Genomic DNA, 18,278 nt, shown 5'->3' with positions numbered 1-18,278 from the left:
TTCCTTTAACAGTCGTTAAAGTTATATTCCCCAATCTAACTTTAAAATATCTTTAAGAATATTTACTTGCTCAGCACCTATTTTTTCTGCAATTTTTTTCTCTAGTTGGGCTTTAAGAGCCGCGTTCTTTTCATAGCATTCTTCTCCTAAAGCTGTTAACTGGATACACTTCTCTTTCTTGTTGTTTTCGACATTTCGGACTTCCACTAATCCTTTTGCAGAAAGATTTTTGATAAACTTATGTATCGCCTGGCGAGAAATATTTACATTTTTCGTAACATACGAAATGGTTGGTCGCTTTTTAAAAACCCTGGCCATGATATACCATTCAGAATTTGAAATATAAATCTCACTTTGATCATTCCATGCTTTCTCTGAGATTCTTCGGACCGAACTATGTCGCTCACTTAATAAATCTATAAGATCTAAATTTTGTAATTCAGAGTTTGAAGTCAAACGATTCACTCCAATCATAATCTTCGCCACTTACTATACAAAATCCGCTATTGGATGTCAATTTGGTTGACCTCTACTAGCCTTACAAGGTGACCCAAAGAAGATAGAATTATGTATTTTTTTGGATCATACAATTTTATGAAATAGATAGCGAGTGCGTACTTTAAGTACAAATCCGGTTTACAATTCATACCATTCTATGTGCAGCATAATTAATACTAGCTAAAACTGTTTTTATCAATATTCAGGTTGCATAACAAAATAAATAGACACAAACTTAATATAAGTTTGTGTCTATTTATTGAATAGCTTTATTAAAAAAAGCTTTAGTTTAATAACAATCTACTAGTTTAAAATTCTTCATATGTAGCAGGATCTTGATTTTTAAGCCTACCATCTGGACGAGTTAACCCTGAAATAAGGCTCATTTCTGCTTCATCTAGGTTAAAGTCAAAAATTGATATATTTTCGAGTTGTCTTACAGGTGAAGAAGATTTAGGAATTACAATGGCCTCGAGTTGGTAATGCCATCGTAAAATAACTTGTGAAATAGACTTGTTATGATTGTTAGCAATCTGTTGAATAATGTTATTTTCTAAGACTTCATTAGCCCGTGCTAACGGACTCCAAGATTGTGTCTTAATATCATTCTCTTTATGCCATTTTCTTTGTTGTGCTTGATTAAAAAATGGATGTAATTCGATTTGGTTTACGCTCGGCTTAACGCCCGTTTCCTTTTCTAAGCGTTCAATATGTTCCGGTAAGAAATTACAAACACCAATAGATCGAATAAGCCCCCGCTTTTTAGCGTCAATTAGTGCTTGCCAAGCTTCCACGTAGTGATCCTGTTTAGGGTTAGGCCAATGAATTAGATATAAATCATAATAATCTAGATTTGCACGATATAAGGATTCTTCTATGGTAGTAACAGCTTTTTCATACTCTTGATAGCGTCCAGGTAATTTGGAGGTAATCCTTAAATGTTCTCTTGGAACAGAACTGCGTCTAACGGCTTCACCTACAGTTCCTTCGTTTTCATAATTATAAGCAGAATCAATTAGTCGATAGCCTATCTCATCAATAGCATTTTGTATAGAATTGACACCTTGATTCCCCTTAAGTGTATATGTACCCAAACCTATTACCGGCAGAGTAACACCATCATTAAGTGTTATTTCAGGAACTGAATTGCCCATAACTAATCACTCCTTTTAGTAATATCTTAAGGTTACCATAATTTTGAAGGATTTTCATAGTTTTGAAATTCTGGTGTGATAGTTGTCTACACCTGAATTTGATCAAATTAAACATTCAGATAAATACAATTTCTATTCCTTATTCCTCACTAATTCGTTCCAAACCTTTTAGCTGCTCTGATACGAGCACGCTCAGCTTCGACCTCACGATTGCGAGGCTCGGCACTGGTTTCCAGCGTATTTAATAGATTCCTAGAAACCGTTGCTATCTCATTGATTGCACGATAAAATGCCTCCTCGTTCACCTTTGAGGGTTTGTTATAGCCCGTTATCTTTCTGATGTACTGAAGAGATGCTGCGTGGATCTCTTCATCGGTAGCTGGTGGATCGAAATTAAATAATGTTCTAATGTTTCGGCACATAAGTATCTCCTTTTTGTTTTCACTTTTATATTCCAGAGCCGTCCCCTTGCATCTATTGCTCAATAAGTTTTATCACATCTATCAGGCTCTTTTCCTTCATAGATGAAAGTCGTAAATGGTGATTTTCAAAAGCTAAAGCTTCCGTCACAGGATTTGGTACGATTACACACTTTAATCCAGCATTTAGAGCCGATTGAAGCCCATTTAACGAATCTTCAAATGCTACGGCTTCTGTGGCATGAATGTTTAAAACTTCGATTGCCTTTAAATACAAATCAGGCGCTGGTTTCACTTTATCAACTTCATCCCCTGTGATCATAACTTCAAAATAGTTTAACAGTCCGAGTTCACCCAAATAATGAGTGACCCACTCTTTTGTGGAACTTGAAGCAAGGGCAATCCTATATCCCAATTTTTTTGCTTCTTCTAAATAATCCTTTACACCAACACGTGCTTGGGATGTTTCCATCTTTACTTTATGTAAGCTTTTTGCTCTGGTTTCAATTTCTTCAATATTACAACTCTCCCCCAGTTGTTCTTTGAAAAACTCATGGAGTTCAGTATTATCTGTTCCGATACATTTAACAAAATGTTCAAGAGGCAAATCAGATTTATAAAAACCCATCGTTTCTTTATATGCCTCATACCAAACTGTCTCTGTGTCTAAAATTAAACCATCAAAGTCGAAAATAACAGCTTTAATCAAAATAACTTCCTCCCTATTTTTTATTTAACTGCATTCTTTACGCCAGTTATCAACTAACAATTTTAATACATACTAAAATGGCTCATAATCCCCATCTTATAGCTTAATCATTCCTGCTTCGATCTTTACAACTTCCCCTTTGTAGTGCATATTCAAAAAGGATAAAAAGAGCCAAGAAGTTCCGCGAGCGCATCGCGAGGACGAGACTTGCACAGAACGCTCGCAATTTTAACAGTATGTCATTCATGAGCGATGACACAATTCGCAAGCTTTTTTACCGGACTTTTTGAACATCCTCTTCTAGTGTAAAAGTAATCTGAACCTTCGTCCACTTCCCATACACACTATCCATTTCTATGGTCCCTTGATAAATATCCAATAACCTTTTTGCAATCGATAATCCTAATCCATTTCCACCATGTTTTCTACTTCTGGCCTTATCCACACGATAAAAGCGATTGGACACAAAAGGTAATTCTTCTTTCGGGATACCCACTCCATAATCTTTTACCTCAATCGTCAATTGCTTGCCTGTATTTCTTACATAAATCTGTATGATCTTTTCATTTGCTGAATATTTAATGGCATTGTCTAATAAAATGATCATTATTTGTTCCAGATGGCTCTTTAGAATTTTCAAGGTGAAATCCGAACTAATATCTATAGTGGAGAGTATTTCAAAATCATTATTTATTATTTTGAAATTTTCAACAATATCCACTAAAATCTCTTTTATTTTGACTTCTTCCAAGGAATTTGTGTTTGTAGTTGATTCTTCAGCTCTTGAAAGAGTCAACAACTCTGAAACAAGATAAATAAGCCTGTTGGTTTCATTTAAACTTAAATGAATAGAGCGTTCTAATACCGCTGGATTATCCTTTCCCCAACGATTTATAAGTGATAAATGCCCATGTATAATGGACAACGGTGTTTTTAGTTCATGGGACGCATCTTCTACGAATTGTTGTTGCTGCTGAAAAGACTTTTCTAAGTTATCCATTAATTCATTAAACATAATCCCTAACTCTGTCATTTCATCACGTTGTTTGTTAATTTGAACTCTTTCTTCCAAACCATTTTCTTTTATTCTTTTCATGGTTCTTATCATTGAATTAATTGGCTTTAACAGTTGAAAGGAAATAAGTCTGCCACCAAGCAAACTAAGGATCATAGCAACCAGTCCTGTTACGATAACTAACATAAATATTTGATTAATCAAACTATCAAAATTCTCCAAATTACGAACAATTTCTACTGTTCCTTTAAAGCCATTCACTTCGATTGGCCTCCTATATATCAGCAAACGATCGCCCTTCGGAGAAATTTCAACTAGTTCTTCTTTTGTCACATTTTTTGGCGCAACCCAACTCTGTGGCACTTCGTCCGAAATCGTAAATAATGGGGAATTGTTCTTCTTCACGATCCTTATCAGTTGATACTTTTCATTCAGAACGTCTAAATATTTTTCACTATCGGAAACACTTCCTAAAAAACTAGAATCCTGAATGTACGCAGTTACTTCTTCCATCTTTTTATGAATGGTTTGTTTTTCTTTATTGACTACCCAGTTCTGAATAACAAAATACTGTAAAATATTATAAGAAAAAAATAAAAAAAGCATTAAGAAGGCAGCCCATAAAGTTAATTTCCATTTAATATTGATGTTTTTTGGAATTAAATCTTTTAATTTTCTCATTCTCTCATCACATACCCCATCCCTCTCATCGTTTGAATATAACTTTCTTTATCTGCAGAATCTAATTTATTTCGAAGATGTCTTACATAAACGTCGACAACATTTGTCTCAATTTCCGCATCATAACCCCAGATAGTTTCTAGGAGAACCTCCCTTGTTAAGACACGATTAATATTTTTCATTAACATAAACAATAAGTCGTATTCCTTTTTCGTTAATTCTATCAACTGTTCACCTTTTTTTAATAATCTTGATTCAATATTCAACTCTAAATCTTGAAATGATAAAATCAAAGTAGGTACGTCATTTCGTTTTTCTTCTCTTCTCATAATGACTCTAATTCTAGCCAGTAATTCCTCAATCGCAAATGGCTTTGGGATATAATCATCAGCCCCACTATCAAGCCCTAGTACCCGGTCCATTACACTGTCCCTTGCTGTAATCATAATAATCGGAATATCCTTTTTTACTGCTTTTAATCTTCTGCAAACTTCGATACCGTTTAACTTTGGCAACATTAAATCAAGAAGGACTACATCCCACTTTCTTGCTAATGCAAGTTCAAGACCCTCTCTTCCATCATAAGCAGCCGTTACATCGTATCCTTCATGTGTTAATTCAAGTACTATAAATTCTGATAATGCTTCTTCATCTTCAATTACTAAAATATCCAAATTTATACCCTCCAACTTGTTACTTTATTTATTTTGAATTACTTTTTGAATTTAATTAAATTGACACTACTATCTTAAACCAAAAAGAAAAGGTATGATACAAACTATATTTTTGTTGCAAGTGCACTTAATCTGTATACAAATGAACAAGTCCCACTTGCAATGCAAGCAGGACCTTTATTTTCTATTGTTAACTAATTATTCTTGATCACTATCATTTTCTGTTTCATTTTCGTCATCTGCTTCAACTTTTAGTACTTTACCTGTTTTGGCATCTACTTTTACATCGTGTTTCTTACCTTGGTCGTCGGTAATTTCCACACCATATACAACAGTTCCATCTTCATCCTCAAGTTCAGTATCCGTTACTTTGCCTTTTACCTCTTTTAATGCAATAGATGTACTCTCATTAGCTGAAATTTTGGCTTCCTTCTCTAATTGCTGCTGTTCTTGCTTATCGGAAACCTCTCCGTCTTTATCTTCTTTCTCTTCTTTATCGGCTTTTTCATTTTCTTCATCTGCTTCTACTTTTAGCACTTTACCTGTTTTAGCATCTACTTTTACATCCTGCTTTTTCCCTTGATCGTCAGTAACTTCTATACCATAAACAACTGTTCCGTCTTCATCTTCAAGTTCTGTCTTCGTTGCTTTTCCTGCTACTTGTTTTAATGCGGCTGAAATAGCCTCTTCCTTAGTGATGGTTGCTTCTTTTTCTAATTGCTTCTGTTCTTGCTTATCTGACACCTCTACTTTACTAGTACTATCAGAGTTTGCTGCGAATGCGGAAGTGTTTAGAAGAGAACCAGCCACTCCTCCTCCAATAACGGCTACTGCCAGTGCAGGTACTAAAAATGCTTTCTTCATTTGTCTTCCTCCTCAAATTATTTTGTGGTACATCCTTACTTTAAGCCTCTACTATGAAGTGAATCTGAATAGACTTTAAAATTAGGTTAACCTTAACATGAATTTTTTTTCATTTTGATTGCTTTTCTATCACCATTTCTTCGAAAGTCTTATTTAGAAAAATTAAATCTTTATCCACAACCATATATGATCCCTTAAGCAACTCTCTTCCTTCTGTTTTTAGTGAAATGTATAATCACAAGGACCAAAATAATAAGCGGGGTTCCTATAGATACAATTTGTATAATCGTCGGATCTATTTTTGTATTACCCATTATTTCTATTGGGATTCCAACACTTGAATAAATATCCAAACTATGAGCACTTGTAGCAGTCACATATAAATAATAATTGCTGGTATAAACAAATCGAATTGGTAGTGAAATTTCCTTTGTTTCCCCGGCTTTTAATTCTTTAATCTGTTCTGGTTTATCGGCACTATAATCTTCGAGATTAACTGTCCACTTTTTTCCCATATCAGCCATAGTAATATAAACAACTAAATCTTTTATAGAATGGTTTGTATGATTCCTTACTTGTGCTTTGACCATTGTCTCTTTCCCCGGATAATCTTTCACCTGATTAGGAGAGATTATTTGGACCTCAACAGTCGGTTGTTCCATAGCAAAAGCATTTTTTCCAGTTACAACAAATCCCAAAAGTATTGCTATTATAATTGCTGCCTTTTTAAACACATTACTCCCCTCCTAAGAAGTCCATTTTTTTACTAGCATAGGATAGACAAATGATAGATATAATCAAGAAACACAAAACAGGTAAACTATCCATTAAGATTGTAAAAGTACTTAGTTTATTCACTAACCAGTCCTTCAATGTCAGCATACTTGAGGAAACAGGACTTAATGAGTCAACTAAATGGGCAAAACCTGATTTCTTCATTGTCGTTGAAAGAAACATTGGTATAGCAGTCACTAAAAACACAATAATCGATAGGAGTGTTGCATTCTTACTAGATGAAATCCATGAAGAAAAGGCTAATGACAGCAATGAAAAACTAATGACTAGCGGCAACCCTATTAGATATAAATATGCTAGTATCGTAAACAACATTTTGGTCCCATATGTGAGCGCATAAAAGTAAGGAATCGATATAATTGAGATAATCAACCAAAAAGCCAAAATTCCTATTACCTTGGCAAGGATTACTTTCATCTTTGATAATGGTGTCAATAAAAGACTTTCTAAAGTCCCTTGTTCCCTTTCTCCAGAAACCATTGTTGAACCTAAAATAATAGAAACTAAAATACTTATCCCAATTAACGCTTTCATAAATGTCATATTTACTTCAACTTGTGCAAGCAAACTTAGTTCCTTCACTGAGATAAAACTATAGGTTAAGCCACTGAACAGAATGGAGATAGCAAAGAAGATCCAAACACCTTTTCGGGAAAGGACATGTTCCCTTATCTCCTTTTTGATTAAACTAAACATTACAGTTCCCTCCCAACTTCATCGCTTGTTAGACTAAAGAATATATCTTCTAATGTTGGATTCTCATTCCCTAAAACCAAACGATAACCCATAATTAATTCATCTAAATACCCTTCTTCAAGTAGTTTTCCTTGTTTTACTATGGCGACACGATTACAAATTTCTGAGATTTCTTTTAATAAGTGGGAGGTGATAAAAACTGTAACTTTCTGTTCTTTATTTAACCTAGTAATAATAGACTGTATATCTTTTTGACCTTGAGGGTCTAGGCCTAATGTAGGTTCATCAAGAAAAACAATAGATGGCTCATGGACAATTGTTTTCGCAATGCCGATCCTTTGCCTCATTCCTCGTGAATATTGCCCAATTAGAATGTCTGCTTTTTCGGACATACCTACCCACTCAAGAACTTCATCTACCCTAGACTTGACCTTATTCTTTTCAACACCATAGAGTTCAGCAAATAATTTTATATATTCTCTTCCCGTCATCCAATTATAGTAACCATGCGACTCTGGCAATACCCCAATTAGTTTACTAATTGAAGCATTCTCAGACTTTACTTCTTTCCCCCAAATGGTCACGTTCCCATAACTTGGTTCAATCAACCCATTTAACATTCGAATAGTCGTCGTTTTCCCTGCACCATTTGGACCTAGAAAACCATATATATCCCCTTTATTCACCTGAAGATTCAAAGAATCAACAGCCACAAAACCATTGTCATACTGCTTTGTTAAATTTGTTGCCTTAATCATTTTAAACCCTCCTTAATGCCCAAATTTTCAAATACAATCTAAACATACTGAATGACTATGAATCTCTTTTGAAGGTTAAAATAATACAACCTAAAATTTCGATGAAATTTTTTTCATAATCTACAAAATAAAAACTCCACCTTAAAGTGGAGTAGCCAAAAATCAGATTTCATTATCCAAAAATAATGACAGCAATTCCTACGATAAAACAATAGATTGAAAAATAACCAAGTTTTCCTTTTTTCATAATATTAATAAACCATTTTAAAGAAAAATAGGAAGCAATTAATGAAGCAATAAAGGCTAAGGTATATGGTAGAAGAAGTTCTCCTATTCTAGGATCGTGGACTAAATCCGAAATCGATAAGATCATTCCACCTAAACTAACTGGAATATAGAGAAAGAAAGAAAACTTAAGCGCAGTATCTCGTTTTGTCCCTAGAGCCATAGCCGAGACAATGGTTGCTCCTGAACGACTAATCCCCGGTATCAAGGCAACTGCCTGAGATAATCCAATGATGATAGAATCTTTAAGTGTTAATTCACCATCACTTTTACTACCCTTTCGATTCCGAATAAGCCAAAGCGCAATACCCGTAATGATTAAGGTAATACCAATAACTCTTACTCCTTTAAATATGGTTGCTATTTGGTCCTGAAATAGGACACCAATAATCCCAGCAGGGACGGTACCAATAATCAGATAAAGGACAAAATAAAAGTCTTTCTTCATGCTTTGAGTTTTTTCTGAAACAACTACATACGATACACTGTTCTTTGTTAATTGGATCAAATCTGAACGATAAATAAATAACACTGCTAGTAATGAGGCGAAATTCACCAATACTTCAAAACTTAATCCGGATATTTTCAAGCCCATAAAATGTTCAAATAAAACTAGGTGACCACTCGACGAAACGGGAATAGGTTCCGTAATCCCCTGAATTAATCCTAAAAATAAATATTTTAATAGTTCAATCACATTTAATGAATCCATATACAAACACTCCTATTGGTCGCTGTTCTTTTTCATTCTCTTTTTTGCATATATTACAAATAAAATAATAAAAATTATGGCCAAGATTGCATAGGCGATGTTCGAATATATGTTCATATAATTAACAATATCATGCCACGAAGAACCAACCGCAGCGCCAACTTTAATCAAGACAATATTCCAGATCATTGTTCCAACTGTAGTAAGAAGGATAAACACCCAAAAATTCATACGTGCCATGCCTGCTGGGATGGATATCAAACTTCTTATTAGTGGGATAAATCTACAAAAGAAGACAGTCCAAACCCCGTACCTATCAAACCATGACTGTGCCTTATCAATATCTTTTTTTGTAAGGCGTAAAAAGTGACCCCATTTATCGACAATTTTTTCGAGCCGATTCACATTAACTACCATTCCAATAGCATAAAGAATAACAGCACCTGCCACTGCCCCTGCAGTCGAGGCAACAACAACCCATAGAACACTCATATTCGTGGTTGTGGTCATAAAACCTCCAAAAGTTAGTATGACCTCTGATGGGATAGGAGGAAAAATATTTTCTAACATAATTAAGAGAAATATCCCCATATAACCATAATTATTCATTATATCTGTAATCCAATTTTCCATAATAAATCTCTCCTTTACTAATGGGAATATCTAAGTTGATTGTAAGAAAGGCAACAACTTAAAGAATCCTAGGATTCTAATTACTTATCCAATAAAACAAAGGTCGATATTAAAAGTACCAGTTAAAAATGAAAATCTTAATGGTATTATGATTAAAAATTTTTAATGTGGAATATTACTTAAACCACAATTGTAAAAAAAGCACTTTTCTTTCCATTGTTTAACTCACTTAAATAAATCAACAAAAATACTTGTTACTTATAGTGGGTGTTCAAAAGGGATAAAAAGAGCAAAGATGTTGGAGGAATGTTCGTCTCTAGACCTGCGCGTACGCAGTAATACGTGAGTACTGGAGAGGGAGAGCTTTGATGCAATTCGCCAGCTTTTTTACCGGACTCTTTGAACTTCCTCCTATATAAGTTGGTTTATTCCATATTGTTTCTCTCTCTTGCAAATGCGGCTTTCTTTCATGAATATGATGTGACTTCAATGCGTCAATACGTTGAACTTTCCATAATACAATGGGTTCCGTTCGATCAATAATCTTATAACACCGTCTGATTTGGGATTGCTAAGTAGATTCTGTAATTTCAGATAGGAAACTTTTAATATGGGGTATTCCGTTACAATGCCCCAATCAATGCCTTTATGCTCTCATTACTCACGCCCAATCCAGAATTGCTCTAACACTCGTCCATCTGATAGCTTATCTTTCATCTAACCCGTATTTTGCGGCAAATAAAAAGAATCCATTTTGAAAAAAGATTGATCAAAATGGATTCCACATTTGAGATTAATTATTTAATTTTTATAAAAAAGTTTGATCATTTTTCAATCAGTGAACGCACCCTACTCATAGAGAAAAGACACTTTCCTTAATCCGGAAAAGCGCCCGATTGCTGAAGATCATTGCTTAAACCTTATTCAAGATAAGCACCAGTTAGTCCAATAAAAAAAGAGCTGCATAAACAGCTCTATAGTTCCTCAACTAAAGCCTTCGAAAATGGATGCACTTCTTTTACCCACAGGCAGTCGAACCCGAGATAAGAGATGGGAATCAATTATTTTTTTAATTGAAAATGGAACTGGTGCTAATCTGGTTTTCTATATTATTTGATTGACAACGTAGTTATATATTTTTTAACTACTTCATAAACATATTCTTGATTTGCTGATGCTGTATCTGGGCTGTATTTACCACCATTGGTTTTATTATTAGAATCAGAGGATGCATTCCGGGTAGGCTATGAAAGCCCTTCGCAATTCAGCCGTGAATATGCCCGCATGTTTGGTTTTCCACCTAAAGCAGATATAAAGCGCCTGAAGGAGAACTGTGACCATACGATAAACTCGTGAATTCCCTGCCTATTGGTGGGGGGGCCATTTTTTGCGTTCAGACTTAACACTAGAACGCAAAAAGACACAAAAAGCAGATAAAACCGCTCATTGTGCTTTTTTTTCTCCAAACTTCCGATTGTCCCCTTTAAGAACCGTCCCCTTGCTTATTTTGAACTTACTCCTGGCCTTTTCCCTTCAGCAATCAGAACATTGATTTTCTCAATTAGCTGTGGAAGCTCACGCATTGATTTGATCGTAAAATCAGCTCCCTTTTTCAAAAAGGATTCTTCTGTTTTAGATATGATTCCTTCTTTATCAGACTCAGATAATGCATTAAATTCATTTAAACTTAATCCCATTTCAGAGCTTCCGATGATGACACCAACCGACCAAACACCTGCATTCACTCCCTCTTTAATATCAGAAGTGGTATCTCCTACTTTTACTACCTTCCATGCTGAAGTTAGTTTCAATGCCTCCATGTTCCGATAAATCATATAAGGATAAGGTCTTCCAAGCGAATTTGTTCCATCAGGGGTAATATAAAAATCTGGACCATAGCCTTTTTTCAAAGCATTAGGAACAACGACATCCATCATTGTTTGTGTATATCCTGTTGTCGAACCAATTTTTAATCCTCGACTTCTTAAATTACCCACCGTCTCAATAACCTCTGGAATGGGGTCAGTATACTCTGCTAAGGAAGACAGGAGTGCAGGCTCAAATTCAGCATACAGGTTCTCCACATCTTGCTCATTAAATGCTTTCCCAAATTTTTCTTCCCATTCAGCAGAAATTCTTGGCATAGACAGCATGGCACGAATATGGTCAATCTTTAACAACCCCATTGGTGCTCTTGCCTCTTCCATTGACACTTCAATACCCGCATTCTTAAAAATATCAATAAATACATTTACTGGTGCAAAGCATCCAAAATCAACAGTTGTCCCAGCCCAATCAAATAGTACGCCTTCAATATTATTCATTTTGTCAACACTCCCATGTATTCTTCGATAATATTACATAATTCTTGAATATCTTCTTCATAAATCTCACCAATGTTACCAATTCGGAATGTATCTGCATCCATTAACTTCCCTGGATAGATCACATACTCTCTCTTTCACAAATGAATAGAAGTGTTCAAAGTTGAATTGTTCGTTTGGAAATAGAAAGGTTGTAATAATAGGTGATTGTTTTTCCGCCGTAATATAGGCATGAATTCCAATACGCGCAAGTCTTTCTCTTAAAATTTGATTATTATTTTGATAGGGATTAAATCTAGCTGGAATGCCGCCTTCTTCTATTAATTCATCAATCGCTTTAGAGAAGGCAGCCACTACATGTGTTGGTGACGTGTAGCGCCATTTTCCATCCTTGTCCATTTCCTTCCATTGATCATATAAATCTAATGATAAACTACGAGAATTCCCTTCACATGCTAAGAGTTTCTCAAGCTTAGCAATGACAAAGCCAAATCCAGGTACACCCTGAATACATTTATTGGCGCTGCTTATTAAATAATCAATTCCAAGGGAAGGTACATTGATTTCCATTCCACCAAAACTACTCATAGCATCGATGATTAATGTTTTCCCAAATTCCTTCGATAGTTTTGAAATCATATCGATCGGATTTAGTATTCCTGTCGTTGTTTCACAATGAACCATGATCAAATGTGTAATTTCTTGATCTTCTTCTAAAATTCCCCTTACTTCAGCTTCATTTGGATATTCATTGTATTCTACGCTATATTCCCTGAATTTAAGACCCATACATTTAGCCATTTTTACAATCCGTTCACCATATGCACCGTTTGTAATAATTAAAGCCTTATCATCATTCATTATGGTAGTAGTCATGACGGATTCAACTGCGAACGTGCCACTTCCTTGTATAAGTACGACCGTATACTCCTCTTTTGAAGCACCTGCAAATTCAAGAAGCTTTGCTCTTATTTTTTGCGTAATGACTTTATAGTCATTGTCCCAAGTACAACGATCAAAGAGCATTTCCTCTTTCACAGTACTTGTCGTAGTCAAGGGCCCAGGTGTTAAAAGTTTGTAATGATCCATGGTTCTACATCCACTCCTTGCTAAACATATTGTAAAAAGAGAAGATTTCTTTGTTTTTTTACAATGTCTACATAAAAGGGAAAATATCATCAATCCATATTTTTCTCATCATCCACGAGTTAGTCAGAATTTGCTGGGAAGTAACGACTTTTCAAACGGGTTGAAAAAACTTCTAATATAAACGCAATAATGAGAATCGCATAGGTAATAAATCCAACCTCTCGCAGATCGAAATAGAAGCTAGATGCCATAAAAAGATCAAATCCTATCCCACCTGCTCCAGCTGCTGCGCCCATTGCTACGGCTACGCCGAAATTGATTTCAAAGCGCAAGAAAACCCATGACAATAAATAGGTAAAAGTAGACGGTAAGACCCCACTTTTCACGATATGCCACCAGTTGGCACCCGTTGCTTGCAGCGCTTCAAATATTCCTTTATCTACTTCTTCAAATGCCTCTGAAAATGCTTTAACTAAATAAGCGATAGAATGAAATAACATACCAAGAATTGCAGCTTCACTTCCTAGCCCAGCGGCAATCGCAAAGATTAAAACCCATAATACAGTGGGAACAGCTCGAATAATGGCAACACATACGCGAACGATTCTCGATACCCATACATTCGATAAGTTCGTTGCGGCCATCAAAGAAAGGAAAAAAGCAATAATCGCTCCTATAATTGTAGCTAAGAAGGCTAAACCCAGTGTAACCCCTACTTGATAGGTTGCTTCTCCCCAATTGAAATGACTCAATGCTGGTTCGAGAAACATCACTTTTAAGTTATTAGCTGTTTCAGTAATAGCTGAGCCTAAATCTAGCCCTGCATAGTTAAAAAAGATAAAGGCTACGATCGTCAAGATCGTCAAAAGAATCAATGTCCATCTTACTACTTGATCAACTTTGTTACCCGACCTTATATTAATACGGCCATCATTCTTTCTTCTAATATACGTTGCTTCCATTATAGAATCACCCTCCGTATATAGTTTGAAATAAAATCTACAATAAGAACGGCAATGACAATACAAAATGTCACAAGTGCTACAGCATTGTAATTCAAGGTCTTATAATACACATCAAATGTATATCCAATTCCTGTAGCCGTTAATATCCCAACCAATGTTGCATTTCTAATATTCGTTTCAATCATGAACAATATCCAGCTGATCATCTGTGGTAAACATTGTGGAATGACCGCCTTACTGACAATTTGGAAATAGGTTGCACCCGTTGCTTTTAATGCTTCAACAGCACTTTGGCTAGCTTCATCTATTGATTCGATAAACGCTCTCGTTAAAAACCCTACCGTCCCAACAAATAGAGCTAAAAAACCTGTCACTGAATTTTGTCCAAAAGAAAGGAGCAAAATCAACGACCATGCAACAACTGGAATATTTCTTGATACGGATGCAATAAAACGAGCAAATACACTTAAGAAGTTATTTATTTCGGTCGTTTTCGATCCAAATAATCCCAAAAAGAGGGAAACAACTGCCGCTAATGTTGTCGCAGCAATGGACATTAAGATGGTTTCGTTTAATTTTTCTAGTATCTTTGGCAATTTGCCAAGCGACTCCTGTGTAATCATTAAGTTTGAAAAAATCCAACCTACTGCTTCAGGTATTGTCGCCATCCCATCTATGAAATTAAATTGTGTGATAGCTGATGATAAATAGGTGAGAACGATGATGATGAGAAGAAAGATTACTGCCTGCCACCTGCTTTTTCGCATCGTTTTTTCATTCACTGTCATTGCTCCTTATGCCATTATTAAGTCTTTAGTTTCTGTACCATAAATTTTGTTAATTTGTTCTTCAGAAAGTTCACTGCTCGTTCCAGAAAATACAATTTCACCTCTATTCAAACCGATGATACGATCTGAATAATTTTGCGCCACTTCAACTTGATGTAAATTCACTAAACAGGTAATGCCCATCTCCGTACTTATAGATTTTAAATGGTCCATGATAATCTTAGAGGAACTCGGATCAAGCGAAGCAATCGGCTCATCACATAGAACCAGTTTCGGTTCTTGAATAAGCGCTCTGCATATACCTACACGTTGCTGCTGACCACCGCTTAACTGGTCACAGCGTTTATAAGCATGTTCATGAATTCCTAATTTCTCTAGCAAGTAAAAGGCACGTTCTTTCTCTTCTTCCGTATATCTACCTAAAATTCCTTGCATCGTTGTTTTATACCCAAACCTGCCATGCAGCACATTCTCAATAACCGTCAAACGAGGTACGAGGTTGTAATGCTGAAAGACCATCCCAATGCTTGTTCGTAATTTGCGTAATTCCTTTTTATTCAAACTTCCTACATCGTTGTTATTAAAAATAATCTTTCCTTCATTAAATTCAACCATTCGATTCATACAACGTAACATGGTTGATTTACCAGCACCAGACGGACCAATGATCGAAACAAATTCTCCAGCTTTTATTTCAAAATTAATATTCTTTAATATTTTTATGTCTGATGTATATGATTTTCCGAGTCCCTCTACTTTTAACAATGACATGTGAATTGACTCCTTTTTATTGCTTATTTAATAAGCAAGAGTGCGCATATAAATATATGTACACTCTTCCTATTTTCATTTCCACATAATGATGGGAAAGTGTATTATTTTGAAAGTTCGCGGATTGGATCATACCATTTATCTTCAACAGCAAGTAGTCTTTCTTCACCTTCTTTAGAGAATAAAGCTGTCTGTCCTGAATCTTTAGGAGCAAAGATTTTTTCATTTTTTGCAAATTCATCTGAAGTTAATAGTTGTTGAATTTTATCAAAATCCTCTTGACCGATTGTATCCATGTTCACTACGAATGGTTCATTTAATACTGGTGTAGCACTCATTAATGTAAATTCTTTCCCTGTAACTGTATTAAAAGGTTCTGCAGCATCATCTTTAACGCGATAAACAGCACCGGCTGTATTCTCATCACCTTCAGCAATCTCCACATAGTCCTTCACACAAGTATCACAGAATGCCGCAACATCAGCTTTACCCGATAATAAATTTACTGCGGAGCCTTGGTGAGAGTTACCAAATAATACTTGAGAGAATAATGGTCCACCTTCCATTAAATCCTCTGCCGTCAAATCTGCATACTTTTCTTGTTTTGAAAAATGAGCGATAATATTTGTGGATGGTACTTTAAATCCTGATGTTGAGCTGTTAGATACGAATGAAAACCTTGTATTTGCTATTTTATCAAGTGAAAATTCTCCATTTTCTTTGTACTTGTCTTGTTCGTCCAAATTAACCGCTAACCAGCTATAGTACTTGGCATCATCCAAAGTACCGGATTTTCCAGATTTTACTGCTATTGTTTGAACAGCAGCATTCCTCTTATTTGCTTCGACATAACTTTGTGATCCCATAAATGCAAGGTCAGCATTGTTGTTAACCATCGTTTCAATCGCAATGGCATAGTCAGTTGTTAATTGATGCTCAACTTTTTTACCTGTCGCCTCTGAAATAAGCTTGCCTATTTCTTCACGAGATGCTTTCATACTTTCACCGGACTCGTTCGGATACCAAACCATTTTAATCACATCATCCACTTTTGTATTGCCACCGTTACCAGTTTTTGCTGTATCTCCGTTACCACCACTACATGCCGTTAATAAAACAGTGAATATTAAAAATATTAAAAATGGAAATTTAGTTTTCATTTTTTTCTCCCCTTTTCATTAATAAATAGATAGTAGAATTTGTTTGACATCTTCCTTCGTTAAAGCAACTGGGTTATTATCCATCCGGCCCTTCGTAAAGGCATTTCCGGCAATCGTTTCGATTATTTCTTCATTGGCCTTGTAATCTCTGAGCTTGCTTGAGAAACCTGATAGTTGATGGAAATGTTCGATAAGCTCTTGAATTTCGCTACAGCTGCTTACGCCAAATGCTTGGAGCAACTTATCGTTTTCAATAATAGAATCAAAATTGATTTCCATCACTTTAGCCAACGTGATGCTTGCCGCTATCCCATGGACCATTCCAAGTTCCAATGTCAGAGGATATGATATGGAATGGCATGCCGTTGTCCTTGTATTGCTGAAGGCCAGACCTGCATACAAGCTTCCCAAAGCTATTTCTTTCCTTAAAGTAACTTCAGTCGGATGATTTAGTACCTTTTCAAAATGATTGACAATACTATGGATCGCCTCTAATGAATAGACTCTTGAAATTTCATTGGAGTTCTTTGACCAGTAAGCCTCAGTTGCATGACATAAAGCATCTAGAGCTGTTGAAGCCGTTAAACTTTTCGGTAATGATGCTGTTAGAGTTGGATCAATGATTGCTGTATGTGCATATAATTTTTCACTATCAACTGACATTTTCACTCCGTTAGCGCGATCCCAAATCGTTGCCCAGCAAGTAACCTCAGAACCAGTACCTGAAGTTGTAGGGATTCCAATCCATGGTACGATGTTTGGATTTTCTTTATAAAGTTTTTGTTCAATCACAGAACGTAAAGCTGAGGTAGAATCTATCTCCATATTCTTTAATGCAGATAATGATTTCGAAAGATCAAGAACACTGCCGCCACCAATTCCTACTATGCATTGATAATCAAAGTGATTAATTTGTTGAAAATAATGAAATAAGTCCTCAACATCAGGATTGGAAATTTCCACTTCTAATTGTTTGACTTCAAAGCCTTCAAGACATTTATATAAGGTTTGACCGGCCTGGGATTCTGAGAAATCCCCTCCTCGAGTTAAAAGTACAATCTTGCTTAGTTGAGGATTTAGGTTATTTAATACATTCCCTATCACTTCTAAAGAAGCTATTTTAATTTTTACTGGATTGTAGTAGTTTCCCATGATTCATATCCTTTCCTTCTCACTTTTATTATTCACTATTCGCTCTTTTGCTTTTTTCACTCTTATTATTTAATATTTACTCCTTGCTATTTTTCACGGTTTTATTTTCTAATACATTCTTCCTATTGCTGTTTTT

The 18,278-nt window shown here is 35.5% G+C and carries 18 protein-coding genes and 3 pseudogenes; 1 reads left to right on the top strand and 20 read right to left on the bottom strand.

Going from position 1 to position 18,278, the window contains the following annotated elements; genetic code table 11:
- Window positions 1–21: 21 nt before the first annotated feature.
- From JNUCC23_RS01140 to JNUCC23_RS01080, 13 genes and pseudogenes are all read right to left on the bottom strand, one after another.
- Complete coding sequence (locus JNUCC23_RS01140; protein ID WP_454213822.1) at window positions 22–474, bottom strand: MarR family winged helix-turn-helix transcriptional regulator; 453 nt, start codon at window positions 472–474, stop codon at window positions 22–24.
- A gap of 332 nt (window positions 475–806) precedes the next feature.
- Window positions 807–1,652 (bottom strand): aldo/keto reductase, encoded by an 846-nt coding sequence (locus JNUCC23_RS01135; protein ID WP_454213820.1) that lies wholly within the window; start codon window positions 1,650–1,652, stop codon window positions 807–809.
- 149 nt (window positions 1,653–1,801) lie between these two features.
- The gene (locus JNUCC23_RS01130; RefSeq protein WP_062187007.1) at window positions 1,802–2,074 is read right to left on the bottom strand and encodes a DUF2277 domain-containing protein; all 273 of its coding nucleotides are present in this window, start codon (window positions 2,072–2,074) and stop codon (window positions 1,802–1,804) included.
- A 52-nt stretch (window positions 2,075–2,126) separates the two neighbouring features.
- Window positions 2,127–2,780, bottom strand: a complete 654-nt coding sequence (locus JNUCC23_RS01125) for an HAD family hydrolase (RefSeq protein ID WP_062187010.1) — start codon at window positions 2,778–2,780, stop codon at window positions 2,127–2,129.
- A gap of 274 nt (window positions 2,781–3,054) precedes the next feature.
- Window positions 3,055–4,476 (bottom strand): HAMP domain-containing sensor histidine kinase, encoded by a 1,422-nt coding sequence (locus JNUCC23_RS01120; protein ID WP_454213817.1) that lies wholly within the window; start codon window positions 4,474–4,476, stop codon window positions 3,055–3,057.
- Entirely contained in the window at window positions 4,473–5,156 is a 684-nt protein-coding gene (locus JNUCC23_RS01115) for a response regulator transcription factor (RefSeq protein ID WP_454215946.1), read from the bottom strand. Before JNUCC23_RS01115 ends, JNUCC23_RS01120 begins: the two co-directional genes overlap by 4 nt.
- A 192-nt stretch (window positions 5,157–5,348) precedes the next feature.
- The gene (locus JNUCC23_RS01110) at window positions 5,349–6,014 is read right to left on the bottom strand and encodes a PepSY domain-containing protein (RefSeq protein WP_454213815.1); all 666 of its coding nucleotides are present in this window, start codon (window positions 6,012–6,014) and stop codon (window positions 5,349–5,351) included.
- Between the two features lie 194 nt (window positions 6,015–6,208).
- Window positions 6,209–6,748 carry a hypothetical protein gene (locus JNUCC23_RS01105; protein ID WP_454213813.1) on the bottom strand — a complete coding sequence of 180 codons (540 nt, stop codon included), beginning with the start codon at window positions 6,746–6,748 and terminating at the stop codon, window positions 6,209–6,211.
- A gap of 1 nt (window position 6,749) precedes the next feature.
- The gene (locus JNUCC23_RS01100) at window positions 6,750–7,505 is read right to left on the bottom strand and encodes an ABC transporter permease (protein WP_454213811.1); all 756 of its coding nucleotides are present in this window, start codon (window positions 7,503–7,505) and stop codon (window positions 6,750–6,752) included.
- Window positions 7,505–8,263 carry an ABC transporter ATP-binding protein gene (locus JNUCC23_RS01095; RefSeq protein ID WP_454213809.1) on the bottom strand — a complete coding sequence of 253 codons (759 nt, stop codon included), beginning with the start codon at window positions 8,261–8,263 and terminating at the stop codon, window positions 7,505–7,507. Before JNUCC23_RS01095 ends, JNUCC23_RS01100 begins: the two co-directional genes overlap by 1 nt.
- Window positions 8,264–8,435: 172 nt before the next feature.
- A complete protein-coding gene (locus JNUCC23_RS01090) occupies window positions 8,436–9,260 on the bottom strand; it encodes an undecaprenyl-diphosphate phosphatase (RefSeq protein WP_062187023.1) in 825 nt (274 codons plus the stop codon).
- A gap of 12 nt (window positions 9,261–9,272) precedes the next feature.
- Complete coding sequence (locus tag JNUCC23_RS01085; RefSeq protein WP_454213806.1) at window positions 9,273–9,893, bottom strand: DedA family protein; 621 nt, start codon at window positions 9,891–9,893, stop codon at window positions 9,273–9,275.
- 1,109 nt (window positions 9,894–11,002) lie between these two features.
- A pseudogene (locus JNUCC23_RS01080) lies at window positions 11,003–11,113 on the bottom strand (5'-methylthioadenosine nucleosidase); the annotation flags it as partial.
- On the opposite strand from JNUCC23_RS01080, the pseudogene JNUCC23_RS01075 reads away from it, so the two are divergent.
- A pseudogene (locus JNUCC23_RS01075) lies at window positions 11,100–11,249 on the top strand (AraC family transcriptional regulator); the annotation flags it as partial. The pseudogenes JNUCC23_RS01080 and JNUCC23_RS01075 sit on opposite strands and share 14 nt — an antisense overlap.
- A 146-nt stretch (window positions 11,250–11,395) precedes the next feature.
- On the opposite strand, the gene phnX reads toward JNUCC23_RS01075, so the two are convergent.
- From phnX to JNUCC23_RS01040, 7 genes and pseudogenes are all read right to left on the bottom strand, one after another.
- A complete protein-coding gene (phnX, locus tag JNUCC23_RS01070; protein WP_454213804.1) occupies window positions 11,396–12,217 on the bottom strand; it encodes a phosphonoacetaldehyde hydrolase in 822 nt (273 codons plus the stop codon).
- Window positions 12,214–13,306 (bottom strand): annotated as a pseudogene (gene phnW, locus JNUCC23_RS01065) (2-aminoethylphosphonate--pyruvate transaminase). Before phnW ends, phnX begins: the two are co-directional and overlap by 4 nt.
- Window positions 13,307–13,425: 119 nt before the next feature.
- Window positions 13,426–14,268, bottom strand: coding sequence for an ABC transporter permease subunit (locus JNUCC23_RS01060; protein ID WP_403077365.1), 843 nt, complete (start codon window positions 14,266–14,268; stop codon window positions 13,426–13,428).
- A complete protein-coding gene (phnE, locus tag JNUCC23_RS01055) occupies window positions 14,268–15,053 on the bottom strand; it encodes a phosphonate ABC transporter, permease protein PhnE (protein ID WP_454213802.1) in 786 nt (261 codons plus the stop codon). The genes JNUCC23_RS01060 and phnE overlap by 1 nt, the downstream gene beginning before the upstream one ends.
- Window positions 15,054–15,065: 12 nt before the next feature.
- Window positions 15,066–15,830: a phosphonate ABC transporter ATP-binding protein gene (gene phnC / locus JNUCC23_RS01050; RefSeq protein WP_454213800.1), complete on the bottom strand. Its 765-nt coding sequence runs from the start codon at window positions 15,828–15,830 to the stop codon at window positions 15,066–15,068.
- Window positions 15,831–15,934: 104 nt separating this feature from the next.
- Window positions 15,935–16,990: a PhnD/SsuA/transferrin family substrate-binding protein gene (locus tag JNUCC23_RS01045; protein WP_454213798.1), complete on the bottom strand. Its 1,056-nt coding sequence runs from the start codon at window positions 16,988–16,990 to the stop codon at window positions 15,935–15,937.
- An 18-nt stretch (window positions 16,991–17,008) separates the two neighbouring features.
- Window positions 17,009–18,142, bottom strand: coding sequence for a phosphonoacetaldehyde reductase (locus JNUCC23_RS01040; protein ID WP_062187046.1), 1,134 nt, complete (start codon window positions 18,140–18,142; stop codon window positions 17,009–17,011).
- Between the last annotated feature and the right edge of the window lie 136 nt (window positions 18,143–18,278).

Source organism: Peribacillus sp. JNUCC 23, from assembly GCF_053653995.1.
This window is presented reverse-complemented; position numbering and strand designations above follow the sequence as displayed.

Bases quoted from the DNA above. Each gene is read 5' to 3' on its own strand.
- JNUCC23_RS01140 (WP_454213822.1), bottom strand. From the start codon at position 474: ATGATTGGAGTGAATCGTTTGACTTCAAACTCTGAATTACAAAATTTA.
- JNUCC23_RS01135 (WP_454213820.1), bottom strand. From the start codon at position 1,652: ATGGGCAATTCAGTTCCTGAAATAACACTTAATGATGGTGTTACTCTG.
- JNUCC23_RS01130 (WP_062187007.1), bottom strand. From the start codon at position 2,074: ATGTGCCGAAACATTAGAACATTATTTAATTTCGATCCACCAGCTACC.
- JNUCC23_RS01120 (WP_454213817.1), bottom strand. From the start codon at position 4,476: ATGAGAAAATTAAAAGATTTAATTCCAAAAAACATCAATATTAAATGG.
- JNUCC23_RS01110 (WP_454213815.1), bottom strand. From the start codon at position 6,014: ATGAAGAAAGCATTTTTAGTACCTGCACTGGCAGTAGCCGTTATTGGA.
- JNUCC23_RS01100 (WP_454213811.1), bottom strand. From the start codon at position 7,505: ATGTTTAGTTTAATCAAAAAGGAGATAAGGGAACATGTCCTTTCCCGA.
- JNUCC23_RS01095 (WP_454213809.1), bottom strand. From the start codon at position 8,263: ATGATTAAGGCAACAAATTTAACAAAGCAGTATGACAATGGTTTTGTG.
- JNUCC23_RS01090 (WP_062187023.1), bottom strand. From the start codon at position 9,260: ATGGATTCATTAAATGTGATTGAACTATTAAAATATTTATTTTTAGGA.
- JNUCC23_RS01085 (WP_454213806.1), bottom strand. From the start codon at position 9,893: ATGGAAAATTGGATTACAGATATAATGAATAATTATGGTTATATGGGG.
- phnX (WP_454213804.1), bottom strand. From the start codon at position 12,217: ATGAATAATATTGAAGGCGTACTATTTGATTGGGCTGGGACAACTGTT.
- JNUCC23_RS01060 (WP_403077365.1), bottom strand. From the start codon at position 14,268: ATGGAAGCAACGTATATTAGAAGAAAGAATGATGGCCGTATTAATATA.
- phnC (WP_454213800.1), bottom strand. From the start codon at position 15,830: ATGTCATTGTTAAAAGTAGAGGGACTCGGAAAATCATATACATCAGAC.
- JNUCC23_RS01045 (WP_454213798.1), bottom strand. From the start codon at position 16,990: ATGAAAACTAAATTTCCATTTTTAATATTTTTAATATTCACTGTTTTA.
- JNUCC23_RS01040 (WP_062187046.1), bottom strand. From the start codon at position 18,142: ATGGGAAACTACTACAATCCAGTAAAAATTAAAATAGCTTCTTTAGAA.